Source organism: Cellulomonas wangleii (assembly GCF_018388445.1).
In the GTDB taxonomy this organism is placed as follows: domain Bacteria; phylum Actinomycetota; class Actinomycetes; order Actinomycetales; family Cellulomonadaceae; genus Cellulomonas; species Cellulomonas wangleii.
The window spans coordinates 979,057-995,767 of the sequence record NZ_CP074405.1 but is presented as its reverse complement, the minus strand read 5'-3'; the positions used below and the strand labels follow the sequence as shown (position 1 = coordinate 995,767).

The 16,711-nt window shown below is 76.4% G+C and carries 14 protein-coding genes; 3 read left to right on the top strand and 11 right to left on the bottom strand.

What is annotated here, in order from left to right; all coding sequences use genetic code 11:
* Positions 1–37 precede the first annotated feature (37 nt).
* From KG103_RS04710 to gmd, 10 genes are all read right to left on the bottom strand, one after another.
* Positions 38–2,089, bottom strand: a complete 2,052-nt coding sequence (locus KG103_RS04710; protein WP_207341527.1) for a fibronectin type III domain-containing protein — start codon at positions 2,087–2,089, stop codon at positions 38–40.
* Positions 2,090–2,247: 158 nt separating this feature from the next.
* Positions 2,248–3,369 (bottom strand): glycosyltransferase family 4 protein, encoded by a 1,122-nt coding sequence (locus KG103_RS04705; RefSeq protein WP_207341526.1) that lies wholly within the window; start codon positions 3,367–3,369, stop codon positions 2,248–2,250.
* On the bottom strand, positions 3,366–4,382 hold the full coding sequence (locus tag KG103_RS04700) for a DUF6492 family protein (RefSeq protein WP_207341525.1): 1,017 nt from the start codon (positions 4,380–4,382) through the stop codon (positions 3,366–3,368). The genes KG103_RS04705 and KG103_RS04700 overlap by 4 nt, the downstream gene beginning before the upstream one ends.
* Entirely contained in the window at positions 4,379–5,302 is a 924-nt protein-coding gene (locus tag KG103_RS04695; protein WP_207341524.1) for a glycosyltransferase family 2 protein, read from the bottom strand. Before KG103_RS04695 ends, KG103_RS04700 begins: the two co-directional genes overlap by 4 nt.
* Before the next feature lie 17 nt (positions 5,303–5,319).
* Positions 5,320–7,254, bottom strand: coding sequence for a glycosyltransferase (locus tag KG103_RS18785; RefSeq protein WP_249670806.1), 1,935 nt, complete (start codon positions 7,252–7,254; stop codon positions 5,320–5,322).
* 3 nt (positions 7,255–7,257) lie between these two features.
* The gene (locus KG103_RS04680; RefSeq protein ID WP_307859643.1) at positions 7,258–8,037 is read right to left on the bottom strand and encodes a CDP-alcohol phosphatidyltransferase family protein; all 780 of its coding nucleotides are present in this window, start codon (positions 8,035–8,037) and stop codon (positions 7,258–7,260) included.
* The gene (locus KG103_RS04675) at positions 8,034–9,227 is read right to left on the bottom strand and encodes a DUF1972 domain-containing protein (protein WP_207341697.1); all 1,194 of its coding nucleotides are present in this window, start codon (positions 9,225–9,227) and stop codon (positions 8,034–8,036) included. The genes KG103_RS04680 and KG103_RS04675 overlap by 4 nt, the downstream gene beginning before the upstream one ends.
* A gap of 347 nt (positions 9,228–9,574) precedes the next feature.
* The gene (locus KG103_RS04670; protein WP_207341696.1) at positions 9,575–10,024 is read right to left on the bottom strand and encodes an adenylyltransferase/cytidyltransferase family protein; all 450 of its coding nucleotides are present in this window, start codon (positions 10,022–10,024) and stop codon (positions 9,575–9,577) included.
* A 14-nt stretch (positions 10,025–10,038) separates the two neighbouring features.
* Positions 10,039–11,319, bottom strand: coding sequence for a glycosyltransferase family 4 protein (locus KG103_RS04665; RefSeq protein ID WP_207341523.1), 1,281 nt, complete (start codon positions 11,317–11,319; stop codon positions 10,039–10,041).
* Position 11,320: 1 nt separating this feature from the next.
* Positions 11,321–12,304 (bottom strand): GDP-mannose 4,6-dehydratase, encoded by a 984-nt coding sequence (gmd, locus tag KG103_RS04660; protein ID WP_207341522.1) that lies wholly within the window; start codon positions 12,302–12,304, stop codon positions 11,321–11,323.
* Between the two features lie 148 nt (positions 12,305–12,452).
* Here gmd and KG103_RS04655 point away from each other — a divergent pair, with 148 nt between their 5' ends.
* From KG103_RS04655 to KG103_RS04645, 3 genes are read left to right on the top strand one after another with little or no spacing between them, the layout of a single operon-like run.
* Entirely contained in the window at positions 12,453–13,421 is a 969-nt protein-coding gene (locus tag KG103_RS04655) for a GDP-L-fucose synthase family protein (protein ID WP_207341521.1), read from the top strand.
* Positions 13,418–13,975, top strand: coding sequence for an LbetaH domain-containing protein (locus KG103_RS04650; RefSeq protein ID WP_249670805.1), 558 nt, complete (start codon positions 13,418–13,420; stop codon positions 13,973–13,975). Before KG103_RS04655 ends, KG103_RS04650 begins: the two co-directional genes overlap by 4 nt.
* Before the next feature lie 3 nt (positions 13,976–13,978).
* Positions 13,979–15,115, top strand: a complete 1,137-nt coding sequence (locus KG103_RS04645; RefSeq protein WP_207341520.1) for a glycosyltransferase — start codon at positions 13,979–13,981, stop codon at positions 15,113–15,115.
* On the opposite strand, the gene KG103_RS04640 is transcribed toward KG103_RS04645, so the two are convergent.
* On the bottom strand, positions 15,070–16,659 hold the full coding sequence (locus KG103_RS04640; RefSeq protein ID WP_207341519.1) for a hypothetical protein: 1,590 nt from the start codon (positions 16,657–16,659) through the stop codon (positions 15,070–15,072). The genes KG103_RS04645 and KG103_RS04640 overlap by 46 nt on opposite strands.
* Between the last annotated feature and the right edge of the window lie 52 nt (positions 16,660–16,711).

Below are 16,711 nucleotides of genomic sequence, written 5' to 3'. Positions count from 1 at the left end.
GGGCGCCCGCGGCGGGCGGACCGGGTGCTCACCTGGCTCATCCCTCACCTCCGGGCGGTGCGTCGGGCGCGAGGGCGTCCGGTGCGACGGCGTCCGGTGCCGCCGGCGCCGGCGCCTTCGGTGCCGTGACCTCCGGGGCCGTGACGTCGGGCGCCGTGGTGCCGGGCGCCGTGGTGCCGGGCGCGGTGGTGCCGGGCGCTGTGACGTCGGGTGACGTCGCGCCCGGTGCCGTCGGCGACGTCGCCGCCGGGGGCACCGCCGTCCGCGCCTGCGCCCCGGCGGGGGTGGCGACGGTCGTCCAGTCGGTCCACGTCCAGGCACCCCAGCGGTCCGTGGCGCGCACCCGGTAGCGGTACGTCGTCCCGGGCACGACCGACGTGTCCACGAAGGACATGGCCGGGCGCGACCAGAACGTCGACGCGGCCTCGACCGTCTGCAGCGGGGTCGACCCGCGGTCCTGGCGCAGCACCTCGTAGCGCAGCACCTCGTCGTCCTGGTCGTGGTTGGCGGTCCAGGCGAGCCGCACGCCCGACGACGTCACGGTGGGCGTCAGCGCCCACGCGCCGCCCTGGACCTGCGGACCGAGCCGGTTGGGCGCCCGGTCCCGCGTGGTGAACCGCACGAGGCCCTGCTGGGCGACGCCCGCGACCCGCGGGAACTCCCCGCCGAAGGCGACGTACGCAGCGGTACCGGTGATGCTGAACGCGGCCTGCGACATGCCCGTGTACGACCCCGTCCACCACTGGGGGTACCAGGTGACCCGGCTGGTCGCGGGCCGTTGCACGCCCTTGAAGGAGACGGTCCGCCCGGAGGGCTCCTTGGTCCAGACGAGCCCGTGCCGGTAGATCCGGGGGCTCATCTCCGGGAAGCTGCCCATCGCGCTGCAGTTGTGGGAGTGGCTCGCGGTGTACACGTGCCCGCCGAGCGCCGCGATCGCGTACGTGTCGCCGCGGCACGTCTCGATCCAGCGCAGCTGCCCGGTCCACGACGCACGGAAGGCGCCCTCGAACCCGTCCTGGCTGGTCCCGCCGAAGTCGTACCCGGTGCCGTAGACGCTGTCCCCGTCGCTCGACAGGGAGTACACCGCCGCATTCTGCCCGCCGTTGCGGATGACGGAGTTGACCGGCCACGGCAGGCTCGCCCCGGTCACCGGGTCGAGCGCCGCCATGCCCCGGCCCGGGTTGGTCGAGCCGTTGACGCTCTCGAAGGAGCCGGCCAGCACGACGCGCGCGCCGTCGGGCGACACCACCACGGCGCGCCCTCCCCAGCCGCCGGCCAGGGTCGGGGCGAACGGCAGCAGCTGCCCCGTGCTCGCGCTCACCGCCGCGACGCGGGTGCGCGGCACGTTGTCCACGCCCGTGAACTCCCCCGTGAGGTACACCGTGCCCTGGGTCGCCGCGATGCCCTGGACCTTGCCGTTGACCTGCGGACGGAACGACGTGACGAGCGCACCCGTGGCCGTGTCGAAGGCCGCCACACGGTAGCGGGCCTGACCCGCCACCGACGTGAACGCGCCGCCGACGTACAGCCGCGTGCCGTCCGGCGACAGGGCGAGCGCGAGCACCTGGCCGTTCGCCCCCGGGTTCCACGCGGTCATGACCCCGGTCGTGAGGTCGTACGCCATGAGGTTGGCCCGCGGTGAGAGCGACGTCCCCGGTGCGGCACCGGCGGGCCGGGCGTTGGCGAACCCGCCGCCCACGTACACGACGTCGCCCTGCACCACCTGCGCCCACGCGACGCCGTCGATCTGGGCAGTCGGCAGCGGGTCGGCGGAGACCAGCGCCTCGGGCACGCTCGGTGCCAGTGCGGTGGCCGCCGCGTCCGCGGCCGTGGTCGTCGCCGCGTCCGCGGCCGTGGTCGTCGCCGCGTCCGCGGCCGTGGTCGTCGCCGCGTCCGCGGCCGCGTCACCGACCGGCTGCTCGGCACCGGGCGCACCGGCGCGCACCGCCGGCGCGGCCCCGGACAGGACCACCACGAGCGCCGACGCGGCGACGACCGCAGCGAGCCGGCCGACACCGGGTGGCCACTGGAGGGCGGCGGTGGGGCGGTCCCCCACGGGACCGGCGCGTCGTGACCTGGCTGCACCCATGGAGCACCTCACCCCCCGGACCTCCTGGCGCTGCCCCGCGCCGGTCGGTCGTCCTGCGCGGCCACGTGGGCGGGGCAGACCATGACAACCCCAGCATTCCACCGCATACCCGACATCAGGGGGGCCGGGCACGCTTTCACCCCGCCCCGGGCGCGCATTCACCCGCCCCGCCGCGCGGCGGCGCTGCCGGCCCCGGCGGCGGTCCGGCGGACCGCCTCGCGCACCTCCCGCGCGGGTCCGTCCCACCCCGGCGGCACCCACGGCGCCGGGTGCCCCGGCGGCTGCCAGGCCCGCAGGGCGGCCGCGACGGCCCCGACGTCGTCGGGGGGGACGCGCAGCGCCCGGCCCCCGAGGGTCTCCCGGAAGACGGCCAGGTCGCTGACGACGACCGGGCACCCCAGGGCCAGCGCCTCGACCGGGGGCAGCCCGTACCCCTCGGCCAGCGAGAGGAAGACGAACAGCTCCGCGTGGCGGTAGAGCCACGCGAGCTCGTCCGTGGCCACACCGCCGAGCAGCACGACCGCGCCGGCCCGCACGGCCGCCCCGACCTCGTCCGGCAGGCCGGGGCCGCGCCCGTCGCTCTCGCCCACCACGACCAGCGGGCGCCGCGGTGCCACCCGGCCGGACCGCAGCGCGCCCACGACCGTGGTCGCGAGGTTCTTGCGGACGTTCAGCCTGCCGACCGACAGCCAGAACCCCTCGACCGCGGGCAGCGCGGCCGGGCGGCGCGGCGCGGCGGTCAGCAGCGCGGGGTCGGGTGCGAGCCCGATCGGCGTCACGCCGGGGACCCGGGGGTTGAGCCGCCGCACGTGCGCCGCCTCGTGCGTCGACGACGTGACGACCGCCCCGGCGCGGACGAGGCCGGGCCCGACGAGCGAGAGGTAGCACCGCTCGGCCCGGGTGAACCACTCGGGGTGGTCCTGGAAGAGGACGTCGTGGCAGAACACGGTGGTGCGCGGCGCGGCGCCGCCCCGGGGTGCGAAGTTGTGGGTGAGCAGCGCGTCGGCGCCCGCGCGCCGGGCGAGCCGCCCGTACTCGAGCTCGACGGCGACCGCGTGCGGGCGCCCCCGTGCGGGCAGGGCGCCCGCCAGCTCGGGGTCCGCCCCGGCCCGCGCGAGCGCCGCGGCGGGCACGACGGGCACGAGCACGTCCTGCGGGTGGGCGGCGCGCCAGGCCCGCACGAGCTCGCGCTGCACCATCCGGTTGGACGGCGGCCCCTCGAACCACCAGTACGCGTCGACGAGCACGCGCATCCCGTCCGGCGCGGGTGTGCCGCTCACGCCGGCACCGCCCCCGCGGCGGTCGCGCGGTCCGCCAGGCGTGCCCGCACCCGCTGCGGGGCCTCCCGGCAGCGCCGCACCCAGACCCGCCGGCGGTAGGTGCGGCGGAACCCGGCGACGAAGCGTGCGGCGTCGCCGCGTGCCGCGAACAGCCCGTGCGCGACCCACAGGTCGGTCAGCGCGTCGGTCGCGTCCGCGGGCATGCGGACGAGCGCGGTGCGGTGCACAGAGAGCACCGGCGCACCCGTGCCGTCCAGCTCCTCCCCCGCGGCGCGCACGGCCCGCAGCGAGGGATCACCCGGCCAGACCACCGGGCACCCCGGCTGCCCGTCGGCGTACCAGCGGTCCCGGCCGCCGGCGCGGGCCTCCAGCCACGCGGCGTACAGGAAGAACTCGGTCAGCCGGTGGTCCACGAACTCCTGCGCGAACGGCCGCCCGGCCCGGTCCCCCACGTCCTCGACCATGGCCCGCACCAACGACGTGACCAGGACGAACGGCGTCACCGTGGCCGGGAACCGGTCGAGCACGGCGCCCGGGTCCAGCCCGAGGTAGCGGACGGTGCGCTCGAGCGCCGGGCGCAGCGGGTGGCCGGCGTAACCGTGGACGCCCAGCCGCGCGCGGCCGTCGGGCACCCCGAACCAGGCGGGGTCCGGGGCCCGCACCAGGTGGTTCTTGGCATCGAGGGCGAGGTAGCGCCCGGTGGTGACGCGCGGGGCGACGAGCAGCTTCAGCGCCTGCTGCCGCTGCCACCCGGGCGCGGCCGGGACCCCGCCCAGGTCGTCCGGGCGCAGCAGCGTGACGCGGTCCGCGTGCGGGCCGTACGCCGCGAGCAGCTCCGCGGCGCCGCGGGCGGGCAGCCCGCGGGCCGTGTCGTCGATGACCAGCACCTCGGCCACGGCGCCCACGGGCACGTGCCGCGCGAACGACCGGGCCTGCAGCAGGAGCAGCGGCACCTCGAGCTCGAACACCACGGTGACGACCGTGCCCGCGCCGAGCACGTCCCCGGTGCTCACACCCCCACCCCCTGGGGCGCGAGCCGGTGCCGGTGCGCGTACTCCTCCTGCCGGTGGCCGACCAGACCCGCGAGGTGCCCCGCGCCGCGGGCGGCCATGCGGGCGGCCCGCGCGGACCGGCCGGGGCTGCGTCGCAGGTGCGCGACCACGTGCAGGCCCGTCCCCACCAGCATGCGCGCCACCCCGCCGGCGGCCAGCAGGACCCCGCGCCCGCCGCGTGCCGGCAGGGTCGGCGCCGTCCGCAGCGCGACCACGGCCTCCGTGACGCCGGAGCGGAACGCCCGCCGCAGGATCCACCGGCGATCCAGCCGCGCCGGTCCCACCGACTCCACGACGCGGGCGCCGGCGCACCACCGGATCGTCCCCCCGGCGCGCACGAGGTCGGACGTGAACTGCGTGTCCTCGCCGCCGGTGAGGCCCAGGGCGGGGTCGAACCGCACGCCCGCGGCCCGCACGGCCGCCAGGTCCAGCAGCAGGTTGTTGGTCGCCGCCGCGGCCATGCGCTGCCCGCCCACGCGGGCGGGTCGCACGTAGCTCGCCCGCACCCAGTCGTCGGCGCCGGGCGGCAGCAGGGTGCGCACGGGTCCGGCGACCGCCGCGGCACCCGTCGCCCGGTGGGTGTCCAGCAGCGCGACCAGCCAGCCCGGCTCGGGCACCTCGTCGTCGTCGAGGAACACCAGCAGGTCGTGCGCGGCCGCCTCGTCCAGCGCGCGGTTGCGCACCGCCGACAGCCCCGGCACCGGCTCGGTGACGTGCCGCGCCCCGTGCGCCCGGGCGACCGTGCCCGCGGACCCGGCGGGGTCGTTGTCGACGACGAGCAGGTCCACGTCCACCCCACGGTCGGCGGCGCAGCGGACCGCCTCGGCCCGCACGGCGCGCAGCGCCGCGTCCAGCGTCACCGGGCGGTGCAGGGTCGGCACCGCCACCACCACACGCGTCACGTCCGCCCCCGCCCCAGGGCCGCGCGGTACACGGCCAGGTGGGCGCGGCCGGCCTCCTGCCAGCCCCGCCGTGACAGGTCGGGACGGGCACCCGGTGCCCGGTCGCGGGTGGCCGCGACGGCCTTGAGCAGGTCACCGCCCGTGAGCTCGTCGTCGTACGTGAGCACCCACCCGGGCCCGACCTCGTCGGCCAGCGCGCGGTTGACGGCGGTGTCGGGCACCAGCACGGGCCGGTCCAGGGACAGGGCCGCCAGCACCGCGCCCGAGTTGTGCATGTGCCGGTAGGGCAGGACCACGACCTGCGCCGACGTCACCGCCTGGACCAGCGCCGCGTCGTCGAGGAAGCCCAGCCGCGCGCGGACGCGCGGGTCACGGGCCGCTGCGCCACGGACCGCGTCGGCCAGCGCCTCGGACGACGGCCTGCCCGCGATCGTCAGGGTGAGGTCCGGGCCCTCGCGGGCGGTCTCCGTGAACGCGGCCAGCAGCCCCTCGACGCCCTTGTACCGACGCACCAACCCGACGAACGCGATGCTCCCGGGACGCGCGTCGTGCCGCGGGTGCGGCGCGTACCAGTCCCGGTAGTGCCCGTGCAGCACGCACGCCGTCGGCACCCGGGTGCGCACCTGCGCGTCGACGTCGTTGAGGACGACGCGAGCCGTGGTGAGGCGGTCCACCGCCCGCAGGCCGAGCGACTCCAGACGGCTCACGTCGCGCGGGTGCTCGACGTTGTGGACCGTGCGCACCACGGGGGTGCGCAGCACCGCCAGGCGGACCGTCCAGGCCAGGAACGCCCAGCGCTTGAGCGTGCGCCGCGTACCTGACCGGGCGGCGAACAACGACTCGGGCCAGTGCAGGTGCACCACGTCGTACCGACCCGCCAGCGCGGTGCGCCAGGTGAACCGCCGCAGGTCGACGCCGTCCTGCGCGTCGAGCGCGGCGGCGAGCATGACGATGTAGGGGTTGGTGGTCGGCCGCGGCACGCCGAACGACGGCAGCACGCGCACCGGCCGCCCGCGCTCCTCACCCCGTCCCGCGCGCGGGTCCCCCGTGCGGCCCCGCGCACCGTCGAGCAGGCCCCGGGCCGCCGCGACCCACGGGGCGGGCCGCAGCAGCTGACGTCGCCCGCCCTGCAGCACGACCGCCCTCGCGGCGGGCAGCGCCAGGAGGTGCCAGCGCAGCCGGTCTTCCCGGGGCAGCCACGCGCGGGCGAACACCATGCGGTTGCGGACGTTGTAGTAGTAGTACGTCGCCGACTTCGCCCGCCCCGCGACGCGGTCCGGGTGGGTCGAGCCCTCGTCGTGCACCGCGAGCGCCCGCGGCACCACCGCGACCGCACCGCCCACGGCCAGGACCCGCCGCGACAGGTCGACGTCCTCCCAGTAGAGGAAGTAGTCGTGGGCGAACCCGCCGGTGCGCTCCCACAGCTCCCGCGTGACGGCCAGGCACGCGCCGGACACCCACGGCACCGCCCACGGCGGCGCCGGGTCGGCACGACGCTCGGCCGCCGTGCGCATGCGGCCCGTGCGCAGGTCCAGCGCGAGCACCCCGGTCATCCACGGCGTGCCGTCGGGACGCTCCACCCGCGGTGCGGCGAGCAGCAGGGGCCGCTCCCGCACGGCGTCGACGAGGACCCGGCGGTCGGCCGGGGCGAGGCGCGCGTCGGGGTTGAGCAGGACGACGACGTCGGCACCCCACGCGAACGCCTCGGCGGCGCCGGCGTCCGCTCCCGCGCCGAACCCGAGGTTCCGGTCCGGCAGCACGGTGGCCCACCCCTCGCGGTCCGCCAGGTCGGTCACCCGCCGGCGCTCGTCGTCGTCCGTGCGGTTGTCGACCACGACGACGAGGTCCGCCCCCGGTGCCGACGGCACCAGGTGCTGCTCGAGCAGCGCCGCCGACCCGTAGCCGACGACCACCAGCGCCACCCCGGCCACGCGTCACCCCCGCCCGGGCACGTCGAGGGCACCCACGTCGCGGAACCACCGGGGCAGCGCGAGCGCGAGGAACCCCGCCGCACCCGCCGTGACCACGGCCAGCACGACGACGAACACGCCCGGCGCGCCGTACAGCAGGAAGCTCAGGCAGAGCACGCCGTAGTCGGTGGGCAGCACGAGCAGCGACCGCCACGGGCTGCGCCGCCCGTCCACCGCCGCGCTGGAGACCACGCCGTGCGCCCGGCGCAGCTGCTCGGTGAGCATCATCGCGAAGAACAGGACCGAGCCGACCACCGCGTTCGCGACGGGTACGAGCAGCCACGGGTCCGCGACGGCGCCCGACCGGTACAGCCCGACCAGCACCGCGAGCGGCAGCGCGACGACCTTCACGGCGTCCACCACGTGGTCGAGCCACTCCCCCGCACCGGACGCGGAGCCGGTGAGCCGGGCGACCTGACCGTCGGCCGAGTCCAGGGCGTACCCCAGCACGAGCAGCAGGCACACCACGAGCCCCGTCGCCGCGGCCACGGGAGCGAGCGCGAGCACCGCGACCCCGGTGAACGTGCACACCGCGCTGAGGGCCGTCACCCGGCCCGGGCCGAGCCCGCGCCCGTACGCCCAGGCGGCGAGCACCCGCCCGAGGCGCCGGTTGACGTACCGGGAGTAGGCGGGGGCGCTGCGCGCGGCCGGCTTCTGCGCGAGGGCGAGCCGGGTGAGCGCGTCCCGCACGTCGCCGCGGCGGGCGGCAGCGCGCTCCCGCCGCACGCCGGTCGCGCCGCTCACGGCACGACCGCCAGCCCGGGCAGAGCCTCGGCCTCGGCGGACCACGCGTGCCGGCGCCGGGCGCCGGGGGCGGGCCCGGGGGTGCGGTGCGCGGCGAGCGCCGCCACGAGCCGCTCGTACCCCGCGGCGACCGCGTCCCAGTCGTACCGGGACGCCCGCGCACGCAGCCGCTCACCGCGGGCCGCGGTCGCGGCGGGCGCGGCCTCGGCGTCCGCGAACGCCTGCGCGACACCGACGGCGTCGCGCACGTACACGCCCTCGTCGCCGAGCACCTCGCGGTTGAACGAGACGTCGTACGCCAGGGTGGCGGTCCCGGCGCCCACCGCCCGCAGCAGTGACGGGTTGGTCCCGCCCACCGAGTGGCCGTGCGCGTACGTCAGCGCGTGGACGTACAGCTGGTCCAGCGCGCGCTGGTCCCAGACCGCGCCGATCAGGCGCACGCGCGGGTCGTCCCCCACCAGCGCCCGCACGCGCGCCGTGTAGTCGTGCGCGTACGGTGCCGCGCCCACCACCACCAGCGGCAGCCGGGCGGGCGAGCGGACGTAGCCGTCGACGAGCAGGTCGACGTTGTTCTCGGGCTCGAACCGCGCCACCACCAGGTGGTACCCCCCGGCGACGAGGCCGAGGGCCGTCACCGCGTCGTCCGCCTGGGGAGCCAGCACCGGGGCGCCGTAGGACAGCAGGGTCGTCGGGACGCCGAACTCGGTGCGGTAGTAGTCCGCGATGCCGACCGCGTCGGCGATGAGGGCGTCGGACCACCGCACCGCGGCGGCCTCGGCGGCGCGGTAGTAGCGCTGCCCCGCACCCGCCCACTTCGCGCGCTTCCACTCCAGCCCGTCGACGTGGGTGGCCAGGGGGATGCCCGCGGCCCGCAGCACGGGCAGGAGCGGGGCGTTGGCCGCGTTGAACACCAGCGCGACGTCCGTGCGGTGGGCGAGCAGGTGCGCCACCGACAGGCCGGTGTGGCTGAGGGTCTCCAGCGCGCGCCGACGCACCGCCGGGAGCGTCACCAGCTCCATGCCCCGGTACGTGCGCGCCCCCGCGGTGCCGGTGCCGCTCCCGGACGCCGTGCCGGAGCCGCGGCAGTACACCCGCACGCGGTGCCCCCGGTCGACCAGGCGTCGGCCGACCTCCTCGACGGCCGTCTCGAACCCGCCGTAGCACGCCGGCACCCCCCGGGTCCCGAGCATCGCCACGTGCAGCCCGCTCACGGCACGACCCGGTGGGCCACGGCCCCGGCGGGGCGCCACCCCGCCGCCGGCGCGGCGCGTGGCGGGCGACCCCCGGGGGTGCGGCCCCGGAGCAGGCAGCCCCGTGGGACGCCGCCGGGCACGCACGACGACAGGTGATCCGCTGCAGGTGTCATGGTCCCCCCGGTCCGACACGCGCCTCGCCACCGACGCTAGCGCGATCGACGGGCGGTTTGGGACCTTCTGCCCGGATTCACCCGTCCCGGGCCGGGTGAGACGCCGCGGGCACGCAGGCAGCAGCGGACCGCCGCCCGGCACCCGGGCGGCGGTCGGCAGGACTGCTCGGGTCAGGAGACCTCGGACGCCCGGGACCGGCCGGACGGCGCCTCGAGCTGGGCGAGGGCCGCGCGCAGGATCGTGCTCGACGTGTGGACCGTGTACGGGAAGTACACGACCTCGACGCCCACCTCGGCGAACCGCCGTTCCAGCTCGTCGCCCTTGGGGGTGCCACGCCAGTCGTCACCCTTGAAGAACACGTCGAACCGCAGCTCGCGCCAGGTGTCGAGCTTGTCGAGGAGCACCTCGTGGTGCACCTGGTCGACGTACGAGATGTGCGCGACGATCTCCGCGCGCTCCGCCAGCGGCACGACGGGACGCCGGCCCTTGGTGATCTCGAGGACCTCGTCGGCCACCACGCCGGCGATGAGGTGGTCGCAGTGCGACCTCGCGTGCCGCAGCACGTTGAGGTGCCCCACGTGGAAGAGGTCGAACGCCCCGGCCGCGTAGCCGATCCGCATGAGCCGCTCCTTCGTCACACCGCGACCGCGGTCGCGGCGGGTCGGGTCCGTACGGTGTCGAGCAGGTCGAGGTACCGCCGGGCGGCCGCCTCCTCGCCGTAGACGGCCTCGCCGTGCCGGCGGGCGGCGGCGGCGAGGCGGTCGCGCAGGGCCGGGTCGCCCCGCAGCTCGAGGATCGCGTCGAGCAGCCGCCCCGGGTCCCCCGGCGGGACGACGAGGGCGGCACCGGCGGCGCTGAGCGTGCGCCCCGAGATGCCCTCGGCCTCGACCCCGGCGAGCACCGGGCGGCGCGCCGCGGTGTAGCTCGTCAGCTTGCTGGGCAGGCACATCTCGCGCACCCCCGGCCGCTCGTGGAGCAGCAGCACGTCGGCGGCGGCGAGGACGAGCGGGTAGTGCACGTCGTCGACGGGGTCCAGCACCCGCACCGCCGCGACCCCACGGGCGCGGGCGACCAGGTCGTCGCGGCTGTTGCCCGCGCCGACGAGCACGATCTCGACCCCCGCGACCCCGCGGTCGGCCGCGACGCGCGCGGCGTCCACGACGTGCTCGAGCCCCTGCTTCATGCCCATGTTGCCGGTGTGGACGACCCGGAAGACGGCCGGGTCCCACCCGAGGGCCGCGCACGCCTCGTCGCGGGTTGCCGACGACGGGCGCACGTGCGTGAAGTTGCCGACGTCGAGCACGCGGTCCGCGGGGACGCCCGCCCCGGCGAGCGACTGGCGGAACTGCGGCGTGATCACGCCGATCGTCGCGCAGCGTCGCAGCAGGGCGACCTCGCCGGCGCCGATGAGGCCCGCGGCGAGGCCGCCGGCGGCACCGGACTCGCGCGCCCCCTGCCCGGTGAGGTCCTGCACGACGGCGGCGACGGGACGCCCGCGCGCACCGAGCACCGCCGCTGCCAGCCCCGACAGCGACGGCGTCACGGCGACGACGGCGCCGGCACGGCTGCGCCGGACCAGCGGCAGGGCACGCCGCAGGAACGAGGACTCCATGCGCGCCCGACCGGCGAGGTCGACGCGCGCCGGCACGTGGTGGCGCACGCGGTGCAGCCGCACGTCCCCGTCCCGCTCGCGCCAGGAGCTCCCCTCGAGGTACCGCGGGTCGTCCACCCGCCAGGCGGGGTAGTGCGGCACGCCCGTGACGACCTCGACGCGCACGCCCGCGGCCGCCCACGCGCGCGCCATGGCCGTGGTGTACGGCGCGATCCCGGTCGTCTCCGGGGCGTAGTTGATCCCGACGAGGCAGACGTCCGCCGCGGTGTCCGTCCCGGCCGCGGCCCCCGGGTCGGGTGCCACGTCAGTCGCCCGTCAGCCGACGGACCTCGGCCTCGGTCATGATCCGCGCGAGCTCGGGGGTGTGGACCTCTGCGGTCCACCCGAGCTCGGTGGCCGCCTTGGAGGCGTCGCCGATGAGGGCGTCGACCTCGGTGGGGCGCAGGTAGCGCGGGTCGAACTCCACGTGCTCCTGCCAGTCGAGCCCCACGTGCTCGAAGCAGAAGCCGAGGAAGTCGCGCACCGTGTACGGCGCACCGGTGGCGAGCACGTAGTCGGAGGGCTCGTCGGCCTGCAGCATCCGCCACATGCCCTCGACGTACTCCTTGGCGTAGCCCCAGTCGCGGACGGCGTCGAGGTTGCCGAGGTAGAGACGATCCTGCTTGCCGGCGGCGATCCGCGCGGCGGCGACCGAGATCTTGCGGGTCACGAACGTCTCGCCGCGGCGCGGCGACTCGTGGTTGAACAGGATCCCGTTGACGGCGAACATCCCGTACGCCTCGCGGTAGTTGCGCGTCATCCAGTACGCGTAGACCTTGGCCGCGCCGTACGGCGAGCGGGGCCAGAACGGCGTCGCCTCGCTCTGCGGCGGGGGCGTCGCCCCGAACATCTCCGAGCTCGACGCCTGGTAGTACCGCGTCTGCAGCCCGGTCGACCGGATCGCCTCGAGCAGGCGCGTGGAGCCCATGCCGGTGGTCTGGCCGGTGAACTCGGGCTCGTCGAAGCTGACGCGCACGTGCGACTGCGCCGCGAGGTTGTAGACCTCGTCCGGGCCGATCCGCTCCAGGAGGGTCGCCAGGCGGGACCCGTCCGTGAGGTCCGCGTAGTGCAGGAAGAGGCGGGCGCCGGGGTCGTGCGGGTCCTCGTAGAGGTGGTCGATCCGCTCGGTGTTGAAGGTCGACGCGCGGCGCACGAGCCCGTGCACCTCGTAGCCCTTCTCGAGCAGCAGCTCGGCGAGATACGACCCGTCCTGGCCCGTGATCCCGGTGATGAGCGCCTTCTTGGACATCCGAACCCCTCCCGACGAACTAGCAGCGGCGCACACGCTAGCGTCAAATGTCGGGATTGAGACGGTCCCATCCCCTTTATCACCCTCTCGGCCCCTTTCACCCGATCCGCCGTTCCCGCGCGGCCCGTGGCGTCCGTAGGGTGACGCCATGTCCGACTCGTCCCACGTGCCCCCGCTCGACCCGACCTCCCGCGTGTACGTCGCGGGCCACCGCGGGCTCGCCGGCTCCGCCGTCTGGCGCGAGCTCGAGCGGCGGGGCTTCACCGACCTCGTCGGGGTGCCGTCCGCCCGCCTGGACCTGCGCGACCGGCCGGCGGTCGACCGGTTCTTCGACGAGGTGCGCCCGGCCGTCGTCATCGACGCCGCGGCACGCGTCGGGGGGATCCTGGCCAACGCCACGCAGCCGGCGGACTTCCTGTCCGACAACGTGCGGATCCAGGTCAACCTGCTGGACGCGGCCGTGCGCACGGGGGTCCAGCGCTTCCTGTTCCTCGGGTCCACCTGCATCTACCCCCGGCTGGCACCGCAGCCCATCACCGAGGACGCGCTGCTCACGGGCCCGCTGGAGGAGACGAACGACGCGTACGCGATCGCCAAGATCGCGGGCGTCCTGCACGTGCAGGCCATCCGCCGGCAGTTCGGCCTGCCGTACGTCTCGGCGATGCCGACCAACCTCTACGGCCCGGGGGACAACTTCTCCCCCACCGGCTCGCACGTGCTGCCGGCGCTGCTGCGCCGGTTCCACGAGGCGGTCCGCGACGCCGTCCCCGAGGTGGTCTGCTGGGGCACCGGCGAGCCGCGCCGCGAGTTCCTGCACAGCGACGACTTCGCGTCGGCCGCGGTCTTCCTGCTCGAGCACTACGACGACGCGGCCCCGATCAACGTCGGCGTCGGCGAGGACCTGACGATCCGCGAGCTGGCCGAGACGGTCGCCGACGTGGTCGGGTTCCGCGGCTCGATCGTCTGGGACACCACCAAGCCGGACGGCACACCGCGCAAGCTGCTGTCGGTCGACCGTCTCACCGGCCTGGGCTGGAAGGCCTCGATCCCCCTGCGCGAGGGCATCGAGCAGACGTACCGGTGGTTCCTCGAGCACGAGGGCGAGGTGCGCTCGTGACCGCGGGCGCCGCGCTGACCCGACGCAGCCTGGCCGGGTTCACGGGCCGGGGCTACGACCGCGGCCGCCCGGTGGCGGTGCAGATCGCCTGGTTCGCCGTCAGCGGCCTGGTCGTCACGCGGTGGTGGTGCCCCGGCGGGGTACGGGTCGCGCTGCTCCGGGCCTTCGGCGCGCGGATCGGGACGGGCACGAACATCCGCCACGGGGTCCGCATCCACTGGCCCTGGAAGCTCACGGTCGGCGACCACAGCTGGATCGGCGAGGGTGCGCACCTGCTGAACCTCGAGCCCATCGTCATCGGCTCCGACGTGTGCGTCTCGCAGGACGTGCTGCTGTGCACCGGCAGCCACGACCGCCGCTCACCCACCTTCGAGTTCGACAACGCCCCCGTGGTCGTCGAGGACGGGGCCTGGGTCGCCGTGCGCGCCACCGTGCTGCGCGGCGTGACGATCGGGGCCGACGCGGTGGTCGGCGCCACCGCCCTGGTCACGCGCGACGTCCCGGCCCGCGCCGTCGTGCTCGCGCCGCAGCCGCACCCGCACGGCGGGGTGTGAGCCGTGCGCGTCCTCTCGGTGGTCACCCTCTTCACCCCCGACGGCGCCTACGGCGGACCCACCCGGGTCGCGCTGAACCAGGCGGCCGCGCTGCGGGCGGCCGGTCACGACGTGCGGCTCGCCGGCGGGGCGTCGGGCTACGACCCGCTGCCGGACCGGGTCGACGACGTCGCGGTCGACCTGTTCGGCGTGCGGCGGCTGCTGCCCGGGACGGGGTTCGCCGGCCTGACCAGCCCCGGTCTGCGCCGCTGGGCGCGCCGGCTGCTGCCCGGGGTGGACGTGGTGCACGTCCACCTGGCGCGGGACCTGGTCACGCTGCCCGTCGCCCTCGACGCCCGACGCGCGGGTGTCCCCTACGTCCTGCAGACGCACGGCATGATCGACCCGAGCGACCACCCGCTCGCCCGCCCGCTGGACGCGCTGGCCACGCGCCGCGTGCTGCGGGACGCGGCGGCGGTGACGCACCTGACGACGGACGAGGCGGAGCGCCTCACGGCGGTCGCCGGCCCCGGTCTGCGCCTCGTCGAGCTGGTGAACGGCGTGCCGGTGCAGCCGCCGCGGCCGACGCCGGGCACGCGGGAGGTCCTGTACCTGGCGCGCCTGGCACCCCGCAAGCGACCCGCCCTGTTCGTGTCCGCCGCGCAGCGCCTGGCCGCCACCCACCCCGACGTCCGCTTCACCCTGGTGGGGCCGGACGAGGGCGAGGGGGACGCCGTCCGCGCGCTGCTCGCGCGCGACGACGCGGACGGGCGCATCACGTGGGAGGGGCCGCTGCCGCTCGACCGGACGGCGGCACGGGTGGCACGGGCGGCGGTCTCGGTCCTGCCGAGCGTCGACGAGCCGTTCCCCATGTCCGTGATCGAGGCGATGTCGGCCGGGGTGCCCGTGGTCGTCACCGACACGTGCGGGCTCGCCGGACGCATCCGGCGTGCGGGCGCCGGCGAGGTCGCGGGACCGGACGAGCAGTCCCTGGTGGACGCCGTCGACCGGTTGCTGGGCGACGCCGACGCCGCGCGCGCCGCCGGCGAGGCCGGCCGCAGGCTGACCCGCGAGGAGCTGTCGATCGACGCCGTGCGGGACCGGCTGGAGTCCGTCTACGCCGACGCGGCGGCGCGCGGTGCGGCGCGCGCCCGGACGTAGAGCACGCAGGCCACCGCGACGACGAACGTGCCCGTGGCCTGCAGCAGCGATCCCCGCAGCAGGATCATCATGTAGATCGGGAAGATCCCGCCGACGACGGCCCACAGGTGCCCGCCCCCGAGCAGGGCCGCCGACACCCTGCCGTCGAGCCTGCCGAGCAGGGCGCCGAGCAGCACGAACCCGAGGACCAGCGCCACGAGCCCGCCGTTGACCAGCAGCTCGGCCCACAGCGGCGCGGACAGGTTCTCGAACGAGTACCCGCGGTACTGCGCCAGCAGCACGCCGGTGTCGATCGGCTTGTCCGGCCACAGGGGGCGGGGCACCCAGAACAGCAGGACGCCCGCGGCCTGGCGCAGCGGCTGGGCCAGGCCGCTGTCCGCGTACAGCGCCGCGTTGCCGATCTGCCAGAACGCGTCGTAGTCCGGGTTGGCGAGGTACTCCCCGAAGAACCCGTTCCGGCTGGTGTTGACGGCGTCCGAGCGGAACGCGTCCGCGACGGGGAACACGAACAGCAGCCCCACGACGACCGCCGCCATGAGCACCCGTCCCCGTGCCACCGTGGCGGCGGCGCCCGCCATCACCGCCAGCGCGAAGACGACGGTGCCGAAGTCGTACCGCGCGGCGCTGACGGGGTTGACGACCGTCAGCAGGACCACCACCGCCAGGGCCAGGAGCGGGGCGTACCGCGTCGAGAGCGCACCCAGGGCCCGGGTGGCCCGGATCCGCAGGAAGACCCCCGCGGCGACGAGCAGCGGGTAGGAGCCGGCGGCCGCCACGATCGAGCGCACCGCCACGTCCGGCATCCGCTCGCTGCGGATGTCGTACGCCGTGTACCGGCTCATGAAGAGCGTCGAGAACCCGATCCGGGTCACGAAGTAGGCGGCTGCGAGCACGCCCACCGCCGTGAGCACCACGGCCCGGCGTGGGACGACGTCGAGCACCGGGCGCTCGCCGTCCCGACCGCCGGCGGCCGCGTCGTCGACGGGAGGGGCGCCCCCGTCGGCGGCCGCGTCACCGGCCCGGCCACGCAGCGCCCCACCCCGCGACGACCCGTGGCGCGCCACCGCCCGCCCGATCTCGTAGCAGGCGAGGCCGACCAGGACGAGGGCGGCGATCCGCGCGTCGTCGAAGGGGTCGAGGCCCGGGGTGGTGGTCGACGGCTGGTCGGCGCGCATCTGCGCGGTGGGCGCCAGCCCCATGAAGATGTAGACGAACAGCCAGAAGACGAAGTCGAAGAGCGCCGGGCGACCCACGGCGATGCGGTGGGCCAGCCGCAGCCCCGCCCAGACCATCACGGCGAGGGTGAGCCGCCAGGCCCCGCTGCGCAGGTCGTCCGGCACCGCCTGGAGCAGCGCCAGCGGCACGACGCCGGCGAGGACGGCGGCCACCAGGACGAGGACGAGCCAGCGGACCGCCGCGGGACCGAGCCCCGCGAAGCCCTCGGCGGCCGCGCGGTCGGTGCCGGCCGGGGCGGTCACGGGCACCGCGGCGACGGCGCCGCCGGGACGGGCAGCGCCGGACGCTGCAGGGCCGGGCGTGGGCATGCAGCGAGGCTACGGACGGGTCAGGGGGTTGCCCACCCTCGGCACCCCGGCC